Source organism: Salinicola sp. 4072 (assembly GCF_036663415.1).
Classification (GTDB): domain Bacteria; phylum Pseudomonadota; class Gammaproteobacteria; order Pseudomonadales; family Halomonadaceae; genus Salinicola; species Salinicola salarius_A.
In genome coordinates this window covers 140,713-159,440 of the sequence record NZ_JAXOVV010000006.1, presented here as the reverse complement: position 1 = coordinate 159,440, position 18,728 = coordinate 140,713, and the positions used below count along the sequence as shown (strand labels likewise).

Below are 18,728 nucleotides of genomic sequence, written 5' to 3'. Positions count from 1 at the left end.
CTGCTCGAACGTCTCCAGGCGTACGAGGACGACGTGCTGCGTTTCCTCGACGACCCCGCCGCGCCCTTCACCAATAACCAAGGGGAGCGTGACCTGCGGATGACCAAGGTCCAGCAGAAGATTTCAGGCTGTTTCCGCTCCTGGGAAGGTGCCGAGATCTTCTGCCGGATGCGCAGCTTCCTCTCGACGGCGGTCAAGCAGGGCCTGGCAGCGCACACCGCACTGGAACAGTTGTTTGCCGGTGAAGTGCCCGAATTCATGCGTCGGGACGGCCTGGATCAGGCAGCGTGACCTGAATAGTTACAGAATTTTTTGTAACCGTTAATGTACTAACTAACGAGGGAAGTGTAAGTAAACTTTTCTGCGGGGAAAACCGGTGCTCCGGGGATTAATAAACTCATGCTTTGTCTTTTTTTATCGAGGTATTTAATTCGTTGTTTTTGAGTTAAGCGAATGGCTTACATAGGTCTTGGCATGTTTGGGTAATTTCACGACGTGCAGCTTTCTGCTAATGGATGTCACTACCAATATGGCGTGTTCAATACCGCTATTTTGAGTTTAATTCGTTTAAAAACAGTGGCTTGATGGTGTTGTTAGAGGTTCGTGTTTTAGCATGAGTCCGTGCTGTGTAATTGTTTTTGCCAACGCTTCTGAAAAGGGTGTTGACGCTTTACATGAGCTTACCTGTCGCGATTTTAAAGTTTGACTTGGACTGGGCAATTGGTCGAAAAAGGTCTCGAAAACAACAAATGGCAGCGGCGTCCCGAGTGTTCTCGAGCCGGTTTTGACCATTGGGAACTTTCGTTTCGTTACTCTCGATCGGATGCATGGACATGTTATGCGTGAACTTACAATCAGGGCTCTGACTCACCTTCGGCAACTCGAAGCAGAGTCGATTCAGATCATTCGAGAAGTAGCTGCGGAGTTTCGCAATCCGGTGATGCTGTATTCGATCGGCAAGAATTCGTCGGTGATGGTGCACCTGGCGCGCAAGGCTTTCTATCCGGGGACGCCACCGTTTCCGCTGCTGCACGTCAATACCAACTGGAAGTTCCGCGAAATGATGGCGTTCCGCGATCGAGTGGCCGCTCAGGTCGGCATGGAGCTGATCGAGCACGTCAACGAAGAGGGTCAGGCCGCCGGTATCAATCCGTTCGATCACGGTAGCGCCAAATATACCGACATCATGAAGACCCAGGCGCTCAAGCAGGCACTGGACAAGTACGGCTTCGATGCGGCGTTCGGGGGTGCGCGAAGAGACGAGGAAGCTTCCCGTACCAAGGAGCGCGTCTACTCGTTTCGCGACAAGCATCACCGTCGGGACCCTAGGCAGCAGCGGCCCGAGCTGTGGAGTCTCTACAACGGCAAGGTCAACCCGGGCGAATCGATCCGGGTATTCCCGCTTTCCAACTGGACCGAACTGGATATCTGGCAGTACATCCATCTCGAGTCGATCGCCATCGTGCCGCTCTATTACGCGGCACCACGCCCTACGGTCGTGCGGGACGGCAGGCTGATCATGGTCGACGATGCCCGGTTCCCGCTGGCCGATGATGAGGTGCCGCAGGAGCGCTGGGTACGCTTCCGCACGTTGGGTTGCTACCCGCTGACCAGTGCCACCGAGTCACGTGCGACCACCTTGCCGGCCATCATTCAGGAGATGCTGCTGGCCCGTACCGGCGAGCGCTTCGGTCGTGGCGTGGATCATGGCGGCGCCGGTCCGGTGGAGCAGAAAGCGCGCGAGGGGTACGTCCGATGACCCATCAACCCGCGCTGATTGCCAATGACATCGACCGATATCTCAAGGAACACGAGAGCAAGGGGCTGTTGCGCTTCATCACCTGTGGCAGCGTCGATGACGGCAAATCGACCCTGATCGGCCGGCTACTGCACGACTCCAGGATGATCCGGGAAGACCAACTGGCTGCGGTGACGCGGGATTCTCGTCTACGGGGCAGCGTGGGCGGCCAGGTCGATCTGGCGCTGCTGGTCGATGGCCTGCAGGCGGAGCGGGAGCAGGGCATCACCATCGATGTCGCCTATCGGTTTTTCTCCACCGACAAGCGCAAGTTCATTATCGCCGATACCCCGGGACACGAGCAGTACACCCGCAACATGGCCACCGGCGCTTCCACCGCCAGCCTGGCGGTGATCCTTATCGATGCGCGCTACGGCGTGCAGTTGCAGACCCGGCGGCACAGTTTCATCTGCGATCTGCTCGGCATTCGACACTTCATGATCGCGGTCAACAAGATGGACCTGGTCGACTACTCCGAGGCCCGGTTCCAGGAGATCGTTGCCGACTACCGCGACTTCGCCGACAGGCTGAACGTGACCGACGTGCGCTTCTTGCCGATATCGGCGCTGAACGGCGACAACGTCGTCAATCCCAGTAGCGATATGCGCTGGTTCGACGGGGCGCCGCTGCTGACCCAGCTCGAGCAGATCGAGACCCTGTCGGTGCAGAACCTGCACGAGCTGCGCTTCCCGGTGCAGTACGTCAATCGACCCAATCTCCACTTCCGGGGTTACTGCGGCACGTTGGCGGCCGGTGCCGTCGAGGTGGGGAGCGAGATTCGGGTCGAGCCCTCCGGCAAGCGTTCGACCGTGGCGCGCATCGTGACCAACGATGGCGACCTGAACGTGGCCTATCCGGGGCAATCGGTGACGCTGACGCTGCACGACGAGATCGACATCTCCCGTGGCGATACCCTCGTCGCGGCGAACAGCAACATCGAGCCTTGCACGGCATTCACCGCCGACGTGGTGTGGATGCACGAGACGCCGCTGATGCTGGGCCATGAGTACGAGATCAAGGCCGGCACTCGCATCGTGCCGGGGCGTGTCGTCCGCATCGTCTACCAGGTCGACGTCAACACCATGGCGCGCAGTGCCGCCGACACCCTGGGTCTCAACGGCATCGCCCGCTGCCAGATCGAGGTCACCCAGCCGCTGGTGCTGGATAGCTATCAGCGCTCTCCGGAAACCGGCAATTTCATCTTCATCGACAAGCTGAGCAACCTGACGGTCGGCGCCGGCATGGTCGTGGATGCGCTGAACGTCGGCCATATCGTCTGGCACGACATGGCGGTCACCAAGCGTCGGCGTGCCGAACGCAATCGCCAGAAGCCGAGCATCATCTGGTTCACCGGGCTTTCCGGGGCGGGCAAGTCCACGGTGGCCGATGCGTTGGAAAGACAGCTTTTCGGCATGGGCTACAACACTTATCTGCTGGATGGCGACAACGTCCGCCACAGCCTGTGCCGCGACCTCGGCTTCAGCGACGAGGATCGCCAGGAGAACATCCGCCGGATCGGCGAGGTGGCCAGACTGATGGTCGATGCCGGCATGGTCACGCTGGTCTCGTTCATCTCACCGTTTCGCGACGACCGCCGCATGATCCGCAATCTGGTGGAAGACGGGGAGTTCATCGAGGTCTTCGTCAATACCCCGCTTTCGGTCTGCGAACAGCGCGATCCCAAGGGCCTTTATCACAAGGCGCGCCGCGGCGAGATCAGCCAGTTCACCGGCATCAGTTCCCCCTACGAAGCGCCGGAATCACCTGAAGTCGAAATCGACACCTCCGCTTATGACCTCGAGGAGACCATCGGTCGACTCATCACGGCTCTGCGTCGGCATCGGATCATTTGAAGGGCATGAATCCCGCTCGCATAGGCGGGCGAGATAGCAGTCGATTTTTCAAGAATGGGCAATCAGTAGGTGGCAGTCAGTGGGTAGAGAAGCAGCAGTCAATTACATCGCAACAGCAGGCAAGGTTCTCGGCGATAACGCACGGGAAATCGAGGGAAAGGTGGGCACGATGAAAAAAGCAGTCAGGAAAGTCAGGTTCGATCGCGCATCTCGATGGCTGGCGGTGGCGCTGACGCTCGCCGCCGTCTCGGGATGCGCGACCTCCTATCAGCAACGTCTCGATACGGCCGTGGTGCCGATGGACGATGCCACGCCGGTGAACGCGGCGTTGGCGACGTTTCTCGACAGCGCCGCCACGGGCAGCGTCACCACGCTCGCCACGTCGCCCTGGGGCGCCAACGTGGCGATTCATGCTCGCGAACGCTACTTCTCGGCCAGCGGCCGGCGCTGCGTTCGTCTGGATGTCACGCGCAACGCGGCACCGGCCAGCCTGCCGGCGGGGGAAATCACCTGCCTGGTGCCCGGTAAAGGCTGGTACGCACAACGTCTGGTGACGGAAATCATTCGCTAGATCGCGTCCGAAAGTCGTTCGGATGCGTGATCGGCGAAGCCGTCGAAATCCGTCGTTCCAGATGCCGGAACGACCTGGCTGCCACCGAATTGACGAGTGCCTTCAGCGGCATTTGACCGGCTATTCAATGTTTCGAGATCCGGTATTCGTGGCCTGAAAAAACGTGAAGGAAGGGAACCATCATGAAGCGGGTAGCAATGATTTTCCGGGCCATGTGCCTGGTGGCGGTAGCGTGTTTGAGCGCCAACCTTGCTCACGGGCAGGCCATCGGGTTGAACAGCAGCACGCTGCTGGGTAGCGACCAGGAGGCACAGGCGATGACCTCGCAGACGGAAGAGGGTGACATGGCCGAGACGACGCCGCGAGCCGACTGGGATAGCGGCACCTATGGGCCGGTCGATCCTCGGGCACAGGCCATGGTCGATCCCAACAGCCTGCCGCCGTTCGGCGAGAATCTGTTCAGCGGCGGCTTCCGCGGAATGATGGCCGACGGGCTCAATCCCGATTATCTGATCAAGCCTGGCGACCAGATCACGATCCGAGTCTGGGGCGGGGTCGAGATCGATCGCGTGCTGGCGGTGGACGCGCAGGGCAACATCTTCCTGCCGAGCATCGGGCCGTTGCAGGTCCAGGGCATCTCCAACGCCCAGCTCAATGCCAGGGTGCGTGGGGCAATCCAGTCGGTCTACCCGGAAAACGTCAGCGTCTACACCAATCTGCAGGGCGTGCAGCCGGTGGGGGTCTTCGTCACGGGCTACGTGATGAATCCGGGGCGCTACTCGGGGACACCGAACGATTCGGTGCTCTATTTCCTCGATCAGGCCGGCGGCATCGACCAGGCGCTGGGCAGCTATCGCCAGGTCGTGATCAAGCGTGGCAACCGGGTCGTCAACGTCGTTGATCTTTACAACTTCCTCATCAATGGCGATATCGCGCGACCGCAGTTTCGGGACGGCGACACCATCGTGGTCGAGGAGCGCGGGCCGGCCATTAGCGTCGTCGGTGATGTGCAGAAAAACTACCGCTACGAGCTGATCGGCGATGCCCTGACCGGGCAGGACGTGATCAACCTGGCGCGACTGAAATCCGGCGTATCGCATGTGCTGCTGCGTGGTAGCCGCCCGTCGGGCCCGATCTCCCGCTATCTGCCGCTGGCGGAGTTCCGCAGCGCCGAGGTGCGCCGCGGAGACGAGGTGCTGTTCAGCGCCGACCTGCGCGACGAGACCATCGTGGTCCAGGTGGAGGGCAGCTATTACGGGCCTTCACGTTATGCGCTGCCGCGGGATGCGCGTCTGGGCGAGTTTCTCAACGCGATCAGCGTGCCCCGGAACATGACCAGCTATCAGGATATTTCCATCCGCCGGATCAGCGTGGCGGAGCAGCAGGCCCAGTCACTGAAGGACAGCCTGCGTCGGCTCGAGACGACCTATCTCGGTTACCCGGCCCGCACGGCCAAGGAAGGCGAGATTCAGGTGCGTCAGGCGGAGCTGATCGAGCGGTTCGTGCGGAAGGCGTCCCAGGTCAAGCCGACGGGTCGGCTGGTCGTCGCCCGGGAAGGCAATGTCGCGGACATCCGACTACAGGACGGCGACATCGTCACGATTCCCGAGAACACCGATTCCGTCCTGTTGAGCGGCGAGGTGATCATTCCTCAGGCGATGGTCTACACGCCGGGCATGAGCGCCATGGATTACATCCAGCAGGCTGGCGGATTCACGCCCAGAGCCGACGAAGATCAGGTTCTGGTGGTTCACCGCAATGGCGCCGTCGTCCAGTCGGGTCAGACCCGGATGCGCGCTGGCGATGAGATCATCGTTCTGCCGGCAGCCCCGACGAGCAATATCGAACTGGCGTCTTCGATTACCCAGATCCTGTTCCAGATTGCCGTGGCCACTCGCGTGGCGCTCGACCTATGAGCGCATTCGACCCGCGATCTTTCCGTGCTCTTTCCGACGGGCATGCGCATCACGCGCGCACCATCGGGGGTAATCCATCATGGCTATAGATTCTTCACGACCGGATTTTTCACAACCGGATTTCTCGAGGCCGGCTGGCGCGCCTTCGCGCTCGTCATGGCGGGTCGCCAAAAGCGTGTGGTTCGCCATGTTCATGCGCGAGGCGATCTCTCGCACCATGGCCGATCGCATGGGCTGGTTCTGGATGATTTTCGAGCCACTGGCGATCATCGGCGTGATGGTGTCGGTGCGAGGGCTGTTCATGTCCGGCCGCCACATCGCCGGTGCCGATTACGTGGCCTGGATGGTGGTCGGTCTGATGGGCTTCATGCTGTTCCGCGAGAACATGATGCGTTCGATCGGTGCGGTGGAAGCCAATCGTGGACTGTTCGCCTATCGCCAGGTCAAGCCGATCGACCCGGTGCTGGTCCGCTGTTTTCTCGAAGGCATGCTCAAGTCGCTGATCTTCATCCTGTTCATCACCATAGGCAGCCTGCTCAAGTTCGAGCTGATGCCGGACTATCCGTTCGGCGCGATGATGGATTGGCTTTCATTGTGGGCGCTGGGCTGGGGCACTGGGCTGACGCTCTCGGTGCTGGGCGATCTGGTGCCGGAAGTCGGCAGGGTCGCTCGCATTCTCAACCTGCCTTTGCTGCTGCTCTCCGGCGTCATTCTTCCGGTGCTCTACGTGCCGCATCAATTCCGGGAATACCTGCTGTGGAACCCGATCGTCCACGGCCTGGAGAGCATGCGTCTGAACTTCTTTGCCGGCTACCACACGATCGACGGTATCGACATGACGTATCTCTGGTTCTGGGCGCTGGCGCTGATTTCGCTGGGGCTGGTCCTTCACATGCGCTTTCGCGATCAACTGAAAGCGCACTGATTTTTCAGACAACGTGAGGGGCTTTTCCCATGATCGAAATCCGCAATCTCTACAAGCGCTACCACAACCATCACGACAGCCCGTGGGTGCTCAAGGACATCTCTCTGACCATCCCTTCCGGGGTCAGTGTGGGACTGCTGGGTCGCAACGGAGCGGGCAAGTCGACGCTGCTGCGGCTGATCGGCGGCATGGATTCGCCGGACCGCGGCGAGATCATCCGCAACAGCCGCGTTTCCTGGCCGATCGGCCTGGCGGGCGGCTTCCAGGGCTCGATGACCGGACGCCAGAACGTCAAGTTCGTGGCCCGGATTCACGGTGCCGAGGAGGAGATCGAACGGGTCGTGCGGGAAGTCGAGGAGTTCGCCGAGATCGGCGATGCCTTCGACGAGCCGGTCAAGACCTACTCCTCCGGGATGCGTTCGCGACTGGCGTTCGGGCTCTCGCTGGCCTTCGACTTCGACGTCTATCTCTCCGACGAGGCGACCGCCGTCGGCGACCGCGCCTTCAAGGCCAAGGCCAAGAACGCGTTCAAGGAGCGTGTCGGCCGGGCCAGCCTGATCATGGTCTCCCACGGCGAAGGGGTGCTGAGGGAGTTCTGCGAGGCGGGCATCGTGCTGGAGAAAGGGCAGGCGAAATGGTTCGACGATATCGAGGAGGCGATCAGCGCCTATCACGAGGCGACCGACGGCAAGAAGATCGCACCGCCCAAGGTGCCCACGTCGCTCGCCGAAGCGAAGCAGCAGCTGATGCAAGCCAATCTCGAGTTCGAGCAGGCCCGTGTCGAGTACCAGATAGCCAGTGACGATCCTGCCCGCAACGATCCCGGCGATGCGCTGCGCTGGCGCATGGAGGAGTCCCGCGAGCGGATGCACGAGGCGCGTCGTCATGTGCAGCAGTTCCAGTCACAGGCGAAAGCGAAAGCCAAGCCTCGTAACCGAACGAAAAAGACTACGAAAAAGACAGGTCGGCCATGAACAAGTCATCTCATACCAATAAATCATCGCGGTTGCGCAAGTCGTTCCACTGGGTCGTGTGCTTGATCGCGATCGTCGTCGTCTCGCTCTACTGGGCGTTGTGGGCCAGCGATCGCTATGTCTCCCATGCCAACGTGGTACTCGAAAGTCCCCAGCTCGCCTCGCCGACGTTGAGCGTGAGTTCGCTGTTGAGCGGCGGGGCGACCAGTAATCTCGCGGACATGCTGCTGCTGCGCGATTACATGCGTTCCGTCGACATGCTGAAGCTGCTCGTCGAGGAGGCGGATTTTCGTAATCACTATGCCAATTCCGGGGCGGACTTCTTCAGCGCACTGGGCGACGTAAACGCGCCGCTGGAAGAGCTTCACGACTACTTCCTCTCGCGGGTCTCGGTGGAGCTGGACGATTACGCCGGCGTGCTGCGGGTCGATGTCGAAGCCTTCGATCCGGAGGAAGCCAACAAGATCGCGCAGTTGCTGCTGGACGAGGGCGAGCGCCACATGAACCTGATGGGCCAACGCCTGGCGGAGGAGCAGGTGCGCTTCCTCGAACAGCAGGTCGCGCTGCTGGAAGAGAAGTTCCAGCAGACCCGCGATGCGCTGCTCGACTACCAGAACGCCAACGGGCTGGTCTCGCCGACGGGCACGGTGGAAAGCCTCAGCTCGGTGGTTTCGGGGCTGGAAGGGCAGCTCGCCATCGCCAAGGCGCGCAAGAGCGCGATGGCCAGCTTCCAGAGCGCCCGCTCACCGGAGATCGTGCGCGTCAATAGCGAGATCAAGGCGCTTACCAATCAAATCGCGCAGGAGCAGCAGCGTCTGGCCCGCCAATCGGGTAACGCGCTCAACAGCATCTCCTCGGAGTACCAGACCCTGATGCTGCGGGCGCAGTTCGCCCAGGACAGCTATTCCGGGGCGCTGGGCGCACTCGAGAACACCCGTATCGAAGCGGCACGGAAGCTGAAGCAGGTCTCCGTGCTGCAGACGCCGACGATGCCGGAATACCCCGAGCAGCCCGAGCGGCTCTACAACTCGGTGGTGTTCGCGGTGATCGCGCTGTTCATCACGCTGATCATCAACATGCTGATCCTGATCGTGAAGGACCACCGCGACTGACGGGCAGGCAGGGCGGGGCCGGCACATGCCACGGCCTGGTCCTCCCTGGCGGCACGATTGGCCAGCGACACGGTTAACCAGCAAGACGACCAACCAGCAAGACGGTTATCAACGAGACGGTTACCAACAAGACGAATTACCCAACTACAGATCTTCCCAATTAAAGATCTACCCAACTACAGGCTCGACGGGGGAATCACCATGAGCATGACATTTCTAGTGACAGGTGGCGCCGGGTTCATCGGCTCGGCAGTCGTGCGCGAATTGATCGAACACACACCGCATCGCGTCATCAATGTCGACAAACTGACCTACGCCGGCAATCCGGAATCGCTGGCACGCGTCGACAACGACGAGCGCTACGAATTCCGGCTGGCCGACATCTGCGATGCCTCGGCCATGACCCGGATTCTGAGGGAGTACCGTCCGGACGTCGTCATGCATCTGGCGGCGGAAAGTCACGTCGATCGCTCCATCGATGGGCCGGCGGCGTTCATCGAGACCAACATCATGGGGACCTACGTCCTGCTGGAGGCGACACGCGCCTACTGGAAAGGGTTGCAGGACAGCGACCCCCGCAAGGCCGCGGCGTTCCGCTTCCACCACATTTCTACCGACGAGGTCTATGGCGACCTGCATGGCGTGGACGACCTGTTCACCGAGACGACGCCGTACGCGCCGAGTTCGCCCTATTCGGCCAGCAAGGCGAGCTCCGATCACCTGGTTCGCGCCTGGCACCGGACCTTCGGCCTGCCGACGCTGGTGACCAACTGTTCCAACAACTACGGGCCGTTCCATTTTCCGGAAAAGCTGATCCCGCTGATGATCCTCAGCGCGCTGGCGGGGCAGTCGCTGCCCGTCTACGGCGATGGCAAGCAGATTCGTGATTGGCTCTATGTCGAGGATCATGCGCGGGCGCTGGTGAAGGTCGCCAGCGAGGGCAAGATCGGCGAAACCTACAACATCGGCGGCCACAACGAGAAGCAGAACATCCAGGTCGTCGAGACCATCTGCGAACTGCTCGAGGAACTCGCGCCACGGAAGCCGGCGGGGGTCGCTCACTACCGGGATCTGATCACCTTCGTGACCGACCGGCCGGGCCATGACCAGCGCTATGCGATCGACGCCTCCAAGATCCAGCGTGAACTGGATTGGACCCCGCGCGAGACCTTCGAGAGTGGCATGCGCAAGACGGTGCAGTGGTTCCTCGAAAACGACGTCTGGTGGCGTCGGGTACAGAACGGCAGCTACCAGGGGGAGCGACTGGGGGCAATCGCATGAGCATTCTGATTCTGGGAGGAAGCGGCCAGGTCGGCTTCGAGCTGCAGCGCGCGCTGGCCCCGCTCGGGAACTGCATCGCGCCAGGGCGCCGGTCGCTCGATCTGCAGGATGCTGCGGCCGTCGTTCGTCTGCTCGACGAGCTTCGACCGACCCTCATCGTCAACGCGGCTGCCTGGACCGCGGTGGATGCCGCCGAAAAGGCACGTGACGAGGCCTTTCGCCTCAACGCGGCGCTGCCGGCCCAACTTGCCGACTACTGTGCGTCGCATTCGGCGACCCTCGTTCACTACTCCTCGGACTACGTCTATCCCGGCGATGGCGACACGGCGTGGCGGGAGACCAGCGAGACCGGCCCGTTATCCGTCTATGGAAAAAGCAAGCTGGCCGGTGACGAGGCGGTGCTGGCCAGCGGCGCAGACGCGTTGATCTTCCGCACCAGCTGGGTCTATAGCGCACGCGGCCACAACTTCATGAAGACCATGCTGCGCCTGGCTCGGGAGCGCGAGGCGTTGCGCATCGTCGGCGATCAGATTGGTGTGCCGACAACGGCTCGGCTGATTGCGGAAGTGACCTTGCTGGCCGTGAAGCAGCGCGGGGAGGGCCGCCTCGAACCGGGCCTCTACCACCTCGCCCCCCGTGGCGAGACCAATTGGCATGGTTTTGCCCAGGCAATCTTCCGGCATGCCGAGGCACTCGGGGAAAACTTGCGCGTAAACCCGGATCAGGTGGTATCGATTGCGACCGCGAATTACCCCACACCTGCGCGCCGGCCGCTCAACTCGCGGCTGTCGCTGGAGAAAGTCGAGCAAGCGCTGGGTATCACGCTGCCGAATTGGGAATCCCAATTGCAGCTGACGCTGGCGGAGCTGCTCGAAGCCGCGTAACGCGTTCTTCCATGACGCGATCGCAACTTCTCGTGAAAGAAGGCCCTTGCAAGAGGGGCGACTTTTATACCGTTACCTTGAATGGCTGAATCGATCTTCGTATCGAAAAGGAGCTTCACCATGGCACGTAAAGGCATCATTCTGGCCGGCGGTTCCGGTACTCGCCTGCATCCGATCACCCAGGGCATCTCCAAGCAACTGCTGCCGGTGTACGACAAGCCGATGATCTACTACCCGATCTCGGTGCTGATGCTGGCAGGAATCCGCGAGATATTGATCATCTCGACGCCTTCCGATCTGCCGCAATATCAATACCTGCTGGGCGATGGCGCGCAGTTCGGGGTGCGATTCGAATACGCCGAACAGCCTTCGCCGGATGGTCTGGCCCAGGCGTTCCTGATCGGCGAATCGTTCATCGGCAACGACTCCGTGTGTCTGGTACTGGGCGACAACGTCTTCCACGGCCAGCACTTCTCGGAGCAGCTAATGCGGGCTTCGGACGTGCAGAAGGGCGCGACGGTCTTCGGCTATCTGGTCAAGGACCCGGAGCGCTTCGGCGTGGTGGAGTTCGATGCCTCGGGCAAGGCGCTGTCGATCGAGGAGAAGCCGATCAAGCCGAAGTCGCCTTACGCGGTCACCGGGCTCTACTTCTACGACAACGACGTGGTCGAGATCGCCCATCAGGTCAAACCCTCCGAGCGCGGCGAGCTGGAAATCACCAGTATCAACAATGCCTACCTCGAGCGGGGCGATTTGCGCGTCGAGCGGTTGGGGCGCGGCTTCGCGTGGCTCGATACTGGCACGCACGACAGCCTGCTGGAAGCCGGGCAGTACGTGCAGACGATCGAGCACCGCCAGGGGCTCAAGGTCGCCTGTCTGGAAGAGATCGCCTGGAATCATGGCTGGATCGATGACGCGACGCTGGCCGAGCGCGGAACCGCTCTCAAGAAGACCGGCTACGGCCAATATTTGTTGAAACGTCTCGAAGACGCTCAGCGCGGCGGGACAGTTGGCGAAGTCGCAGTGGCCAGTTTCGGTGGCAGTCGCTGATTTGGGTTCGTCAGTTCAGCCAATCACCTCAGCCATCAACCCAGCCATCAACCCAGCCGGAGAGACGGACGACATGAATTACGAAAAGCTGGCCATTCCTGACGTCGTGCTGATGACACCCCATGTGTTCGGTGACGAACGAGGATTCTTCCTCGAGACCTTTCGACACAGCGAATTTGTCGAACACTGCGGCGACTATCAGTTCGTGCAGGACAACCACAGCCGATCCGGTCAGGGCATTCTGCGTGGGCTGCATTATCAGCTGCAGCAGCCGCAGGGAAAGCTGGTGCGGGTCACCCGGGGCGAGGTCTATGACGTCGCGGTCGATCTTCGCCGGAGTTCGCCCACCTTCGGGCAGTGGGTCGGGGCGTTGTTGAGCGAAGACAATCGCCAGATGCTGTGGGTGCCGCCAGGCTTCGCCCACGGCTTCTACGTCACCAGCGAGATCGCCGAGTTCCAGTACAAGTGCACGGACTACTATGCGCCGGGCGACGAATACAGCCTGCACTGGAACGATCCGCAGCTGGCCATCGACTGGCCGCTGGTGGGTGACAAGCCGGTGACTTCCGACAAGGACGAGCAGGGAAGGCGATTGGCCGACGCCGCGACCTTCGCCTAGTCCCGAGTCAATTTGGGGAAACGCTGCGGGAGCGGTCTCGAAGCGGTCTCGAAGCTCACTCGACGATCTTTCAGACCACCGTTCCTGGGACCGTCGGCGCTCGCCGACCCGCGTTCCGGTCATTGGCCGGACTCACGGGCCCGGATCACGGGGCTCGGGTTTCGAGTCTCGACGCTTGGATCTCGGAGCGGCGTGGCGACGTGGCGATGTGGCAAAAGTGTCATTCCATGCGGGGCCGGCCGGTCTCGCCTATTCGAATTTCTGAGCTGCCCAGCGGGCGGCATCGCGCATCATGGGGATTTCTCGGATGAAGATCACCGTTTTCGGTACCGGTTATGTCGGTCTGGTCACGGGCACCTGTCTGGCTGACGTTGGCCATGACGTGGTCTGTGTCGATATCGACCAAAGCAAGATCGAGCGCCTGGTTCAGGGAGACATTCCCATCTATGAACCCGGCCTCGAGTCGATGGTGCTGCGCAATATCGAAGGCCAGCGCCTGAAATTCACCACCGATGCCAGGATGGCAGTGGAACATGGCGTGCTGCAGTTCATCGCCGTGGGCACGCCGCCCGATGAGGATGGCAGCGCCGACCTGCAATACGTGCTGTCGGTGGCATCCACCATCGGCCAGTACATGAACGGCTACAAGGTCGTCATCGACAAGTCGACCGTGCCGGTCGGTACGGCCGACAAGGTGCGGGAGCGCATCGAGGGCGTGCTGGCGGAACGCGTCGCCGATCTGCCGTTCGATGTCTGCTCCAACCCGGAATTCCTCAAGGAAGGTTCGGCACTGGAGGATTTCACCCGAGGTGCCCGTATCGTCGTCGGGACCGACTCGGATCGCGTCGCCGATCTGATGCGGGAGTGCTACGCACCCTACAACCGCAATCGCGAGAAGTTGATGTTCATGAGCGTGCGCGCGGCCGAACTGACCAAGTATGCGGCCAACGCGATGCTGGCGACCAAGATCAGCTTCATGAACGAGATCGCCAACCTGGCCGAACGCCTAGGCGCGGATATCGAGGACGTGCGGCGTGGCATCGGCTCCGACCCGCGTATCGGCTATCACTTCATCTATCCCGGCTGTGGCTATGGCGGTTCCTGCTTTCCGAAGGACGTGCAGGCACTGGCCCGTACCGCCAGCAAGGTGGGATACGAGGCCGAGCTGCTGAAGGCCGTAGAGGCGGTCAACAAGCGCCAGAAATCCACCCTGTTCGAAAAGCTTTCCCACGCCCTGGATGGCGAACTGGAAGGCAAGACCATCGCGGTCTGGGGGCTGTCCTTCAAGCCGGAAACCGATGACATGCGGGATGCGCCAAGTCGGACGCTGATGGAAGCGCTATGGGACAAAGGCGCCACGGTGCAGGCCTACGATCCCGAGGCCATGAAGGAGTGCCGCCGCATCTACGGCGAGAGAGATGACCTGGTATTGGTCGCGGACCGTATCCAGGCGGTCAAGAAGGCCGATGCGCTGGTGATCTGCACCGAATGGAAGGAGTTTCGCACCCTCGATGCCGAATGGATTCGCGGCCAGCTGAGTGCACCGGTGGTCATCGATGGTCGCAACCTGTTCGACCCGGAAACCATGTCCGCGGCCGGAGTCGACTACTACGCGGTGGGGCGGGGCAAGACGATCGATCCTCGCGTTGCCGCCTGACACGTCTTTTCCTCCTGTCGAAAGCCCGGCCCGCCACTCGAGTGGGCGTTGCCGGGCTACAAAACGATAATAAAATTCTGCGAAATGTTTCTATTGAGTAAGTCTAATTCCGCCATTCATGAAGTTTTTAATAAGCTCCTGGAGTGATTTATTCATTGATTTATGGATGGTGAATATCGATGAGTAAATTCATCTTCAATAAAACCCGGGGCGCGATTAATCTGACTAAAGTCTTATCAATGGTTGCTCGGTTACCAACGCGCGAAATTGGCGTCACATCATCATCGGTTTGATTTTTAAGTTCTATTTTCGTTGGTTATTGATGTTGCTGATGCTTCGAAAAGCCTGTTGCTACCCGGCAACGGATTCTGATTAACAGCCAACGAATTGTCAGGCGGGCTATTGATGGGCCGCAATCGATGGCCCTGGTTTTACAATAAAGGTGGCGTTTTTACGATGAAGCAATGTTGCTTCTGCATGTGTCACCGCTACCGATAATGGCACTTGGTGTCATGACGTATTCCGTATGAGATGCGCCTGGCGGTATCCCATCGCCGTGATGGGAAAGAATGCAATAAGTCGCTAACAGTAATAAGTCGATCATAGAAACAAGTCGCTCATTGTGACACACCAAACGACAGACGAGGCATCACCATGCAAGCCAAGAGCCGGGCATTATATGAATTCGGGGCGACCTTTCTTGGGCCCGCATTGCACGTTTACGCCGAGTCCATTGAAGCCGAGGTCGAAGGTCATTTGCCGGTGTGCCTGGCGCGAGAAGGCTGGTGCTTTCACCGTCTGTTGACTCGTCTCCAGCGGGAGTCGTCGATCGACCTGCCGCACGATCCTGTCTACCTGCGGGTGTCCAGAACGCTGCTCTTCCGCGCCATGCTGGGCTCGGAGGTAATCACGCCGATGGCGCTGAGCAACGATTTCTCGGGCAGCATTCTGGATCTCATGCGCAAACGATTTGGTCTTCAGTTGCATGAGATATTCGCGGCGTTGCCGTTCGAGCTGCTGCGCTTCAATTGTGAGCTTCCCAAGGACAAGGATCTGGTTCTGCAGTGGTTGACGCCCCATCTCGAGGCGTTGAAGAAGGTCGTTTCACCGACCCGAAAATCGCTGGTTGCCTATCTGGAACGGTCCGGATTGATGGACCCGGACAAGCGCCCTCTGATGCTGGACCTGGGCTACTCCGGCACGATCCAGAAGATTCTCACCCATATCCTCGAGCGGGATACCACCGGGCTCTATTTCATCGCCACCAAGCCGGGTGACGCCGAAGTCAGCAAGCACCATGCGCTGTTGAAGGGCGTCTTCCACGAGGGCGTCGGCTGGCGCAATGGCTGCACCATGCTCGACCGTTCGCTGCTTTTCGAATGCCTGCTGACCGCGCCGCACGGGCAGATGGTCGACATTCGGCAGAAGAGCAATCAGGAGTTCGAATACTTCTACGGACGCCAGGCGGGAACGCAGCGCCATTTCCAGGATTTGAAGACGGTCTTCGATGGAGCGATCGACCATGTCGTGATGTGTCGACGACACGGCGTGAATTATTCACCAGAGGATGTGCAGGGGCTTTACGAGGTCTTTGCGACCCGACCCAACTGCATTCCGCACGATGTTTGGCACCTTTTCAGTGTCGATGATGACATCACCGGCAACGGCATCGTCAATCCGATGCAAATGTTCGCAATATAAATCGAGAGGTGGGGGCCCACATGAAACCAACGGGAAAGATGATATCGCTACTACCGTGGCTATTTCAGACCCAGTTCGCCAGTCAGGCGCGCAAGAAACGTCTGGCGGCGGAAGAGGTCGTGGGAATGGACGACAATATCGTCGTGCCGGAGAGCGGCATCGAGGATCAGCCGCGCAAAGAGTCCGTCCCCGATGACAAAAATCTGGTTACCGTGACCGAAACGTTCGTCGTCGCGGAGGGCGAGGCGGTCAACGACGATCTTTCCTCGACCGACGCCGACGGCAGCGACAAGGTGACATCGCCTGTCGACCCCGCTTCGGCGGCCATCGTCGAGGAAGTGGCAAGCTCTGATGTCCTCGGTCCGGAAATCGTCAATCCGGAAGCCGTCGAGTCCGAGGCCATCGAGCTGCCGCTGGGGGATACCGCACGTGAAGGCGGGGCCCATGCCGCCATGATGAGCCAGGCGTTCATGGATGCGCTGAACACGGGTCTGTTCGATCCCAAATGGTATCAGACGACATACGGGCTGCGCTTCTCGACGCAGCGTGAGGCGTTCGACGACTATCTTCGCAAGTCCCGCTTCGCGCCGGTCAACCCCTCGCCGCGCTTCGACAGCGAAACCTATCATCGGATGTACATCGATGTCTTTCATGCCCAGCAGAGCCCGCTTCAGCACTATCTGCTGCATGGGCGTAGCGAAGGACGGCAGCATGTGCCCGCCACGGTGCGCTGGTTCCCCCGGGAGATCGTCACGCCCGGCAAGAGGCTGACGCCGGCAGCGAGCGAGCTGAAGGTCGCGCTCTGCCTGCATGTCTTCTATGTCGATTTTCTGGATCGCTTTGCTCAGGCCATCGAGCGGTTCCCGGTGACCGTCGACGTCTATCTCACGCTGGCGGATGCCAGCTTCGAGACGCGTGCCCGGCAGCTGTTCGGCGAGCATGCGCGGGTCGGCAAGCTCGAGACTCGCGTCGTGCCCAACCGCGGCCGCAACTTCGGCCCGGTGCTGGTGGAGTATGGCCAGGCCCTGCAGGAGTACGATCTGTTCTGCCACCTGCATTCGAAGAAGTCGCTCTATTCGGGCAAGGAACAGACGCAGTGGGCGGAGTATCTGATCGAATATCTGCTTCGCGATACTTCCGTCATCACGCGATTGCTGAACGCTTTCGCCGCCGACGAATCCCTCGGACTCTACTACCCGACGACGTTCTGGATGATGCCTTCCTGGGTCAACCATCAGACCATGAACAAGGGTTTCATGCGCGAATGGCAGGAGAAGCTGGGGCTGGGCCACATTCCCGAGTTCCTGAGCTATCCCGCCGGCGGCATGTTCTGGTCGCGCCCCGAGGCGATGAACGGTGTGCTGGACCAGACCTGGACCTACGAGGATTTCCCGGAAGAGCCGTTGCCCAACGACAACTCGATGCTTCACGCCCTCGAGCGCGTGCTGGGGCCGCTGGCCGAGCATCACGGCTTCCGGCAGCTGTTCTTCTATCCGCCAACCGGGCAGTTCACCACGGACAACGGCTATATCACCGCCAGCTATCACGGCCGGCTGGAGCAGCATATCGCCAGCATCCAGGCGCATGCCTGCATCAGTTTCGATGTGTTCGACACCCTGGTGCGCCGCGAATACACCATGCCGGATTACGCCAAGCTGAAGCTGGGCAAGATGTTGGCGGAACAGGGGATCGTTCCCTCCGCACAGGCCTTCGTCAAGTTGCGCAACGATGCCGAATCGACCCTGCGCCGACGTGCCAACTTCCAGGGCGACGTGCGCATCGAGGCGATCTACGACGAGCTGGCCGACCAGCTGGACGTCAGCCCGGACACCGCGCAGGAGTGGATGGCGCTGGAGTACGAACTCGATCTCGAAATGATCCAGCCCAAGGACGAGATGGTCGAGCTGTTCAACCATCTCGCCGCGCAGGGGCACATCCTCTGGGTCATTTCCGACAGCTATTACAACCGCGAGCAGGTGGGGCTGATGCTGCGCAAGGCCGGCGTTGCCGCTGCCTATCGGCTGATGGTCTCCAGCGAAGAGCAGGCGCGCAAGGATAACGGCTCGATGTGGGTCAAGGTGAAACAGGACCTGGCCAACGAAGGGATCGATCGTCACCTGCACATCGGCGACAACGTGGTCGCGGACGCCCAGATGCCGGGCGACCTGGGGCTGACGACCTTCCACATCCTCCATCCGATGGACAAGTGGGCGGCCCTGGGATTCCCGCCGGCGCTGCATGGCGCGGACGCGCTGGACGAGATGCAGATACTCAAGTGGGGCCGGCTGATCAGCGAAGTCGGAAGAAATCCGTTCATCGGCGAATGACATCGTGGCTGGCCACTCGGCGCCGGCGCTGGCCGCTCGGTGGTGAGCGCTGGCCACTAA

At 60.6% G+C, this 18,728-nt stretch carries 15 protein-coding genes; all 15 read left to right on the top strand.

The window, feature by feature from the left end:
* Window positions 1-291 (top strand): IS66 family transposase (locus tag R3F72_RS06905; protein ID WP_332778557.1); only part of this gene is annotated, 291 nt, incomplete at its 5' end.
* Window positions 292-838: 547 nt separating this feature from the next.
* On the top strand, window positions 839-1,759 hold the full coding sequence (gene cysD, locus R3F72_RS06900; RefSeq protein WP_332779271.1) for a sulfate adenylyltransferase subunit CysD: 921 nt from the start codon (window positions 839-841) through the stop codon (window positions 1,757-1,759).
* The gene (gene cysN / locus R3F72_RS06895) at window positions 1,756-3,651 is read left to right on the top strand and encodes a sulfate adenylyltransferase subunit CysN (RefSeq protein WP_332779270.1); all 1,896 of its coding nucleotides are present in this window, start codon (window positions 1,756-1,758) and stop codon (window positions 3,649-3,651) included. The genes cysD and cysN overlap by 4 nt, the downstream gene beginning before the upstream one ends.
* Window positions 3,652-3,820: 169 nt before the next feature.
* Window positions 3,821-4,222: a DVU3141 family protein gene (locus R3F72_RS06890; RefSeq protein WP_071231571.1), complete on the top strand. Its 402-nt coding sequence runs from the start codon at window positions 3,821-3,823 to the stop codon at window positions 4,220-4,222.
* A 182-nt stretch (window positions 4,223-4,404) separates the two neighbouring features.
* On the top strand, window positions 4,405-6,138 hold the full coding sequence (locus R3F72_RS06885) for a polysaccharide biosynthesis/export family protein (RefSeq protein WP_332779269.1): 1,734 nt from the start codon (window positions 4,405-4,407) through the stop codon (window positions 6,136-6,138).
* A 79-nt stretch (window positions 6,139-6,217) separates the two neighbouring features.
* On the top strand, window positions 6,218-7,063 hold the full coding sequence (locus R3F72_RS06880; protein ID WP_332779268.1) for an ABC transporter permease: 846 nt from the start codon (window positions 6,218-6,220) through the stop codon (window positions 7,061-7,063).
* A 29-nt stretch (window positions 7,064-7,092) separates the two neighbouring features.
* A complete protein-coding gene (locus R3F72_RS06875) occupies window positions 7,093-8,037 on the top strand; it encodes an ABC transporter ATP-binding protein (protein WP_332779267.1) in 945 nt (314 codons plus the stop codon).
* Window positions 8,034-9,149: a chain-length determining protein gene (locus R3F72_RS06870; protein WP_087720770.1), complete on the top strand. Its 1,116-nt coding sequence runs from the start codon at window positions 8,034-8,036 to the stop codon at window positions 9,147-9,149. Before R3F72_RS06875 ends, R3F72_RS06870 begins: the two co-directional genes overlap by 4 nt.
* A 207-nt stretch (window positions 9,150-9,356) precedes the next feature.
* On the top strand, window positions 9,357-10,430 hold the full coding sequence (rfbB, locus tag R3F72_RS06865) for a dTDP-glucose 4,6-dehydratase (RefSeq protein WP_218777072.1): 1,074 nt from the start codon (window positions 9,357-9,359) through the stop codon (window positions 10,428-10,430).
* A complete protein-coding gene (gene rfbD / locus R3F72_RS06860; protein ID WP_332779266.1) occupies window positions 10,427-11,314 on the top strand; it encodes a dTDP-4-dehydrorhamnose reductase in 888 nt (295 codons plus the stop codon). Before rfbB ends, rfbD begins: the two co-directional genes overlap by 4 nt.
* A gap of 120 nt (window positions 11,315-11,434) precedes the next feature.
* Window positions 11,435-12,364 (top strand): glucose-1-phosphate thymidylyltransferase RfbA, encoded by a 930-nt coding sequence (gene rfbA / locus R3F72_RS06855; protein WP_087720764.1) that lies wholly within the window; start codon window positions 11,435-11,437, stop codon window positions 12,362-12,364.
* A 73-nt stretch (window positions 12,365-12,437) separates the two neighbouring features.
* Window positions 12,438-12,983 (top strand): dTDP-4-dehydrorhamnose 3,5-epimerase, encoded by a 546-nt coding sequence (rfbC, locus tag R3F72_RS06850; protein ID WP_087720762.1) that lies wholly within the window; start codon window positions 12,438-12,440, stop codon window positions 12,981-12,983.
* Window positions 12,984-13,290: 307 nt separating this feature from the next.
* Window positions 13,291-14,640, top strand: coding sequence for a UDP-glucose dehydrogenase family protein (locus R3F72_RS06845; protein ID WP_332779265.1), 1,350 nt, complete (start codon window positions 13,291-13,293; stop codon window positions 14,638-14,640).
* A 654-nt stretch (window positions 14,641-15,294) separates the two neighbouring features.
* Window positions 15,295-16,341, top strand: coding sequence for an HAD family hydrolase (locus R3F72_RS06840; RefSeq protein ID WP_087720758.1), 1,047 nt, complete (start codon window positions 15,295-15,297; stop codon window positions 16,339-16,341).
* Between the two features lie 20 nt (window positions 16,342-16,361).
* Window positions 16,362-18,668 (top strand): rhamnan synthesis F family protein, encoded by a 2,307-nt coding sequence (locus R3F72_RS06835; RefSeq protein WP_332779264.1) that lies wholly within the window; start codon window positions 16,362-16,364, stop codon window positions 18,666-18,668.
* Window positions 18,669-18,728: the final 60 nt, after the last annotated feature.

Bases quoted from the DNA above. Each gene is read 5' to 3' on its own strand.
- cysD (WP_332779271.1), top strand. From the start codon at position 839: ATGCGTGAACTTACAATCAGGGCTCTGACTCACCTTCGGCAACTCGAA.
- cysN (WP_332779270.1), top strand. From the start codon at position 1,756: ATGACCCATCAACCCGCGCTGATTGCCAATGACATCGACCGATATCTC.
- R3F72_RS06890 (WP_071231571.1), top strand. From the start codon at position 3,821: ATGAAAAAAGCAGTCAGGAAAGTCAGGTTCGATCGCGCATCTCGATGG.
- R3F72_RS06885 (WP_332779269.1), top strand. From the start codon at position 4,405: ATGAAGCGGGTAGCAATGATTTTCCGGGCCATGTGCCTGGTGGCGGTA.
- R3F72_RS06880 (WP_332779268.1), top strand. From the start codon at position 6,218: ATGGCTATAGATTCTTCACGACCGGATTTTTCACAACCGGATTTCTCG.
- R3F72_RS06875 (WP_332779267.1), top strand. From the start codon at position 7,093: ATGATCGAAATCCGCAATCTCTACAAGCGCTACCACAACCATCACGAC.
- R3F72_RS06870 (WP_087720770.1), top strand. From the start codon at position 8,034: ATGAACAAGTCATCTCATACCAATAAATCATCGCGGTTGCGCAAGTCG.
- rfbB (WP_218777072.1), top strand. From the start codon at position 9,357: ATGACATTTCTAGTGACAGGTGGCGCCGGGTTCATCGGCTCGGCAGTC.
- rfbD (WP_332779266.1), top strand. From the start codon at position 10,427: ATGAGCATTCTGATTCTGGGAGGAAGCGGCCAGGTCGGCTTCGAGCTG.
- rfbA (WP_087720764.1), top strand. From the start codon at position 11,435: ATGGCACGTAAAGGCATCATTCTGGCCGGCGGTTCCGGTACTCGCCTG.
- rfbC (WP_087720762.1), top strand. From the start codon at position 12,438: ATGAATTACGAAAAGCTGGCCATTCCTGACGTCGTGCTGATGACACCC.
- R3F72_RS06845 (WP_332779265.1), top strand. From the start codon at position 13,291: ATGAAGATCACCGTTTTCGGTACCGGTTATGTCGGTCTGGTCACGGGC.
- R3F72_RS06840 (WP_087720758.1), top strand. From the start codon at position 15,295: ATGCAAGCCAAGAGCCGGGCATTATATGAATTCGGGGCGACCTTTCTT.
- R3F72_RS06835 (WP_332779264.1), top strand. From the start codon at position 16,362: ATGAAACCAACGGGAAAGATGATATCGCTACTACCGTGGCTATTTCAG.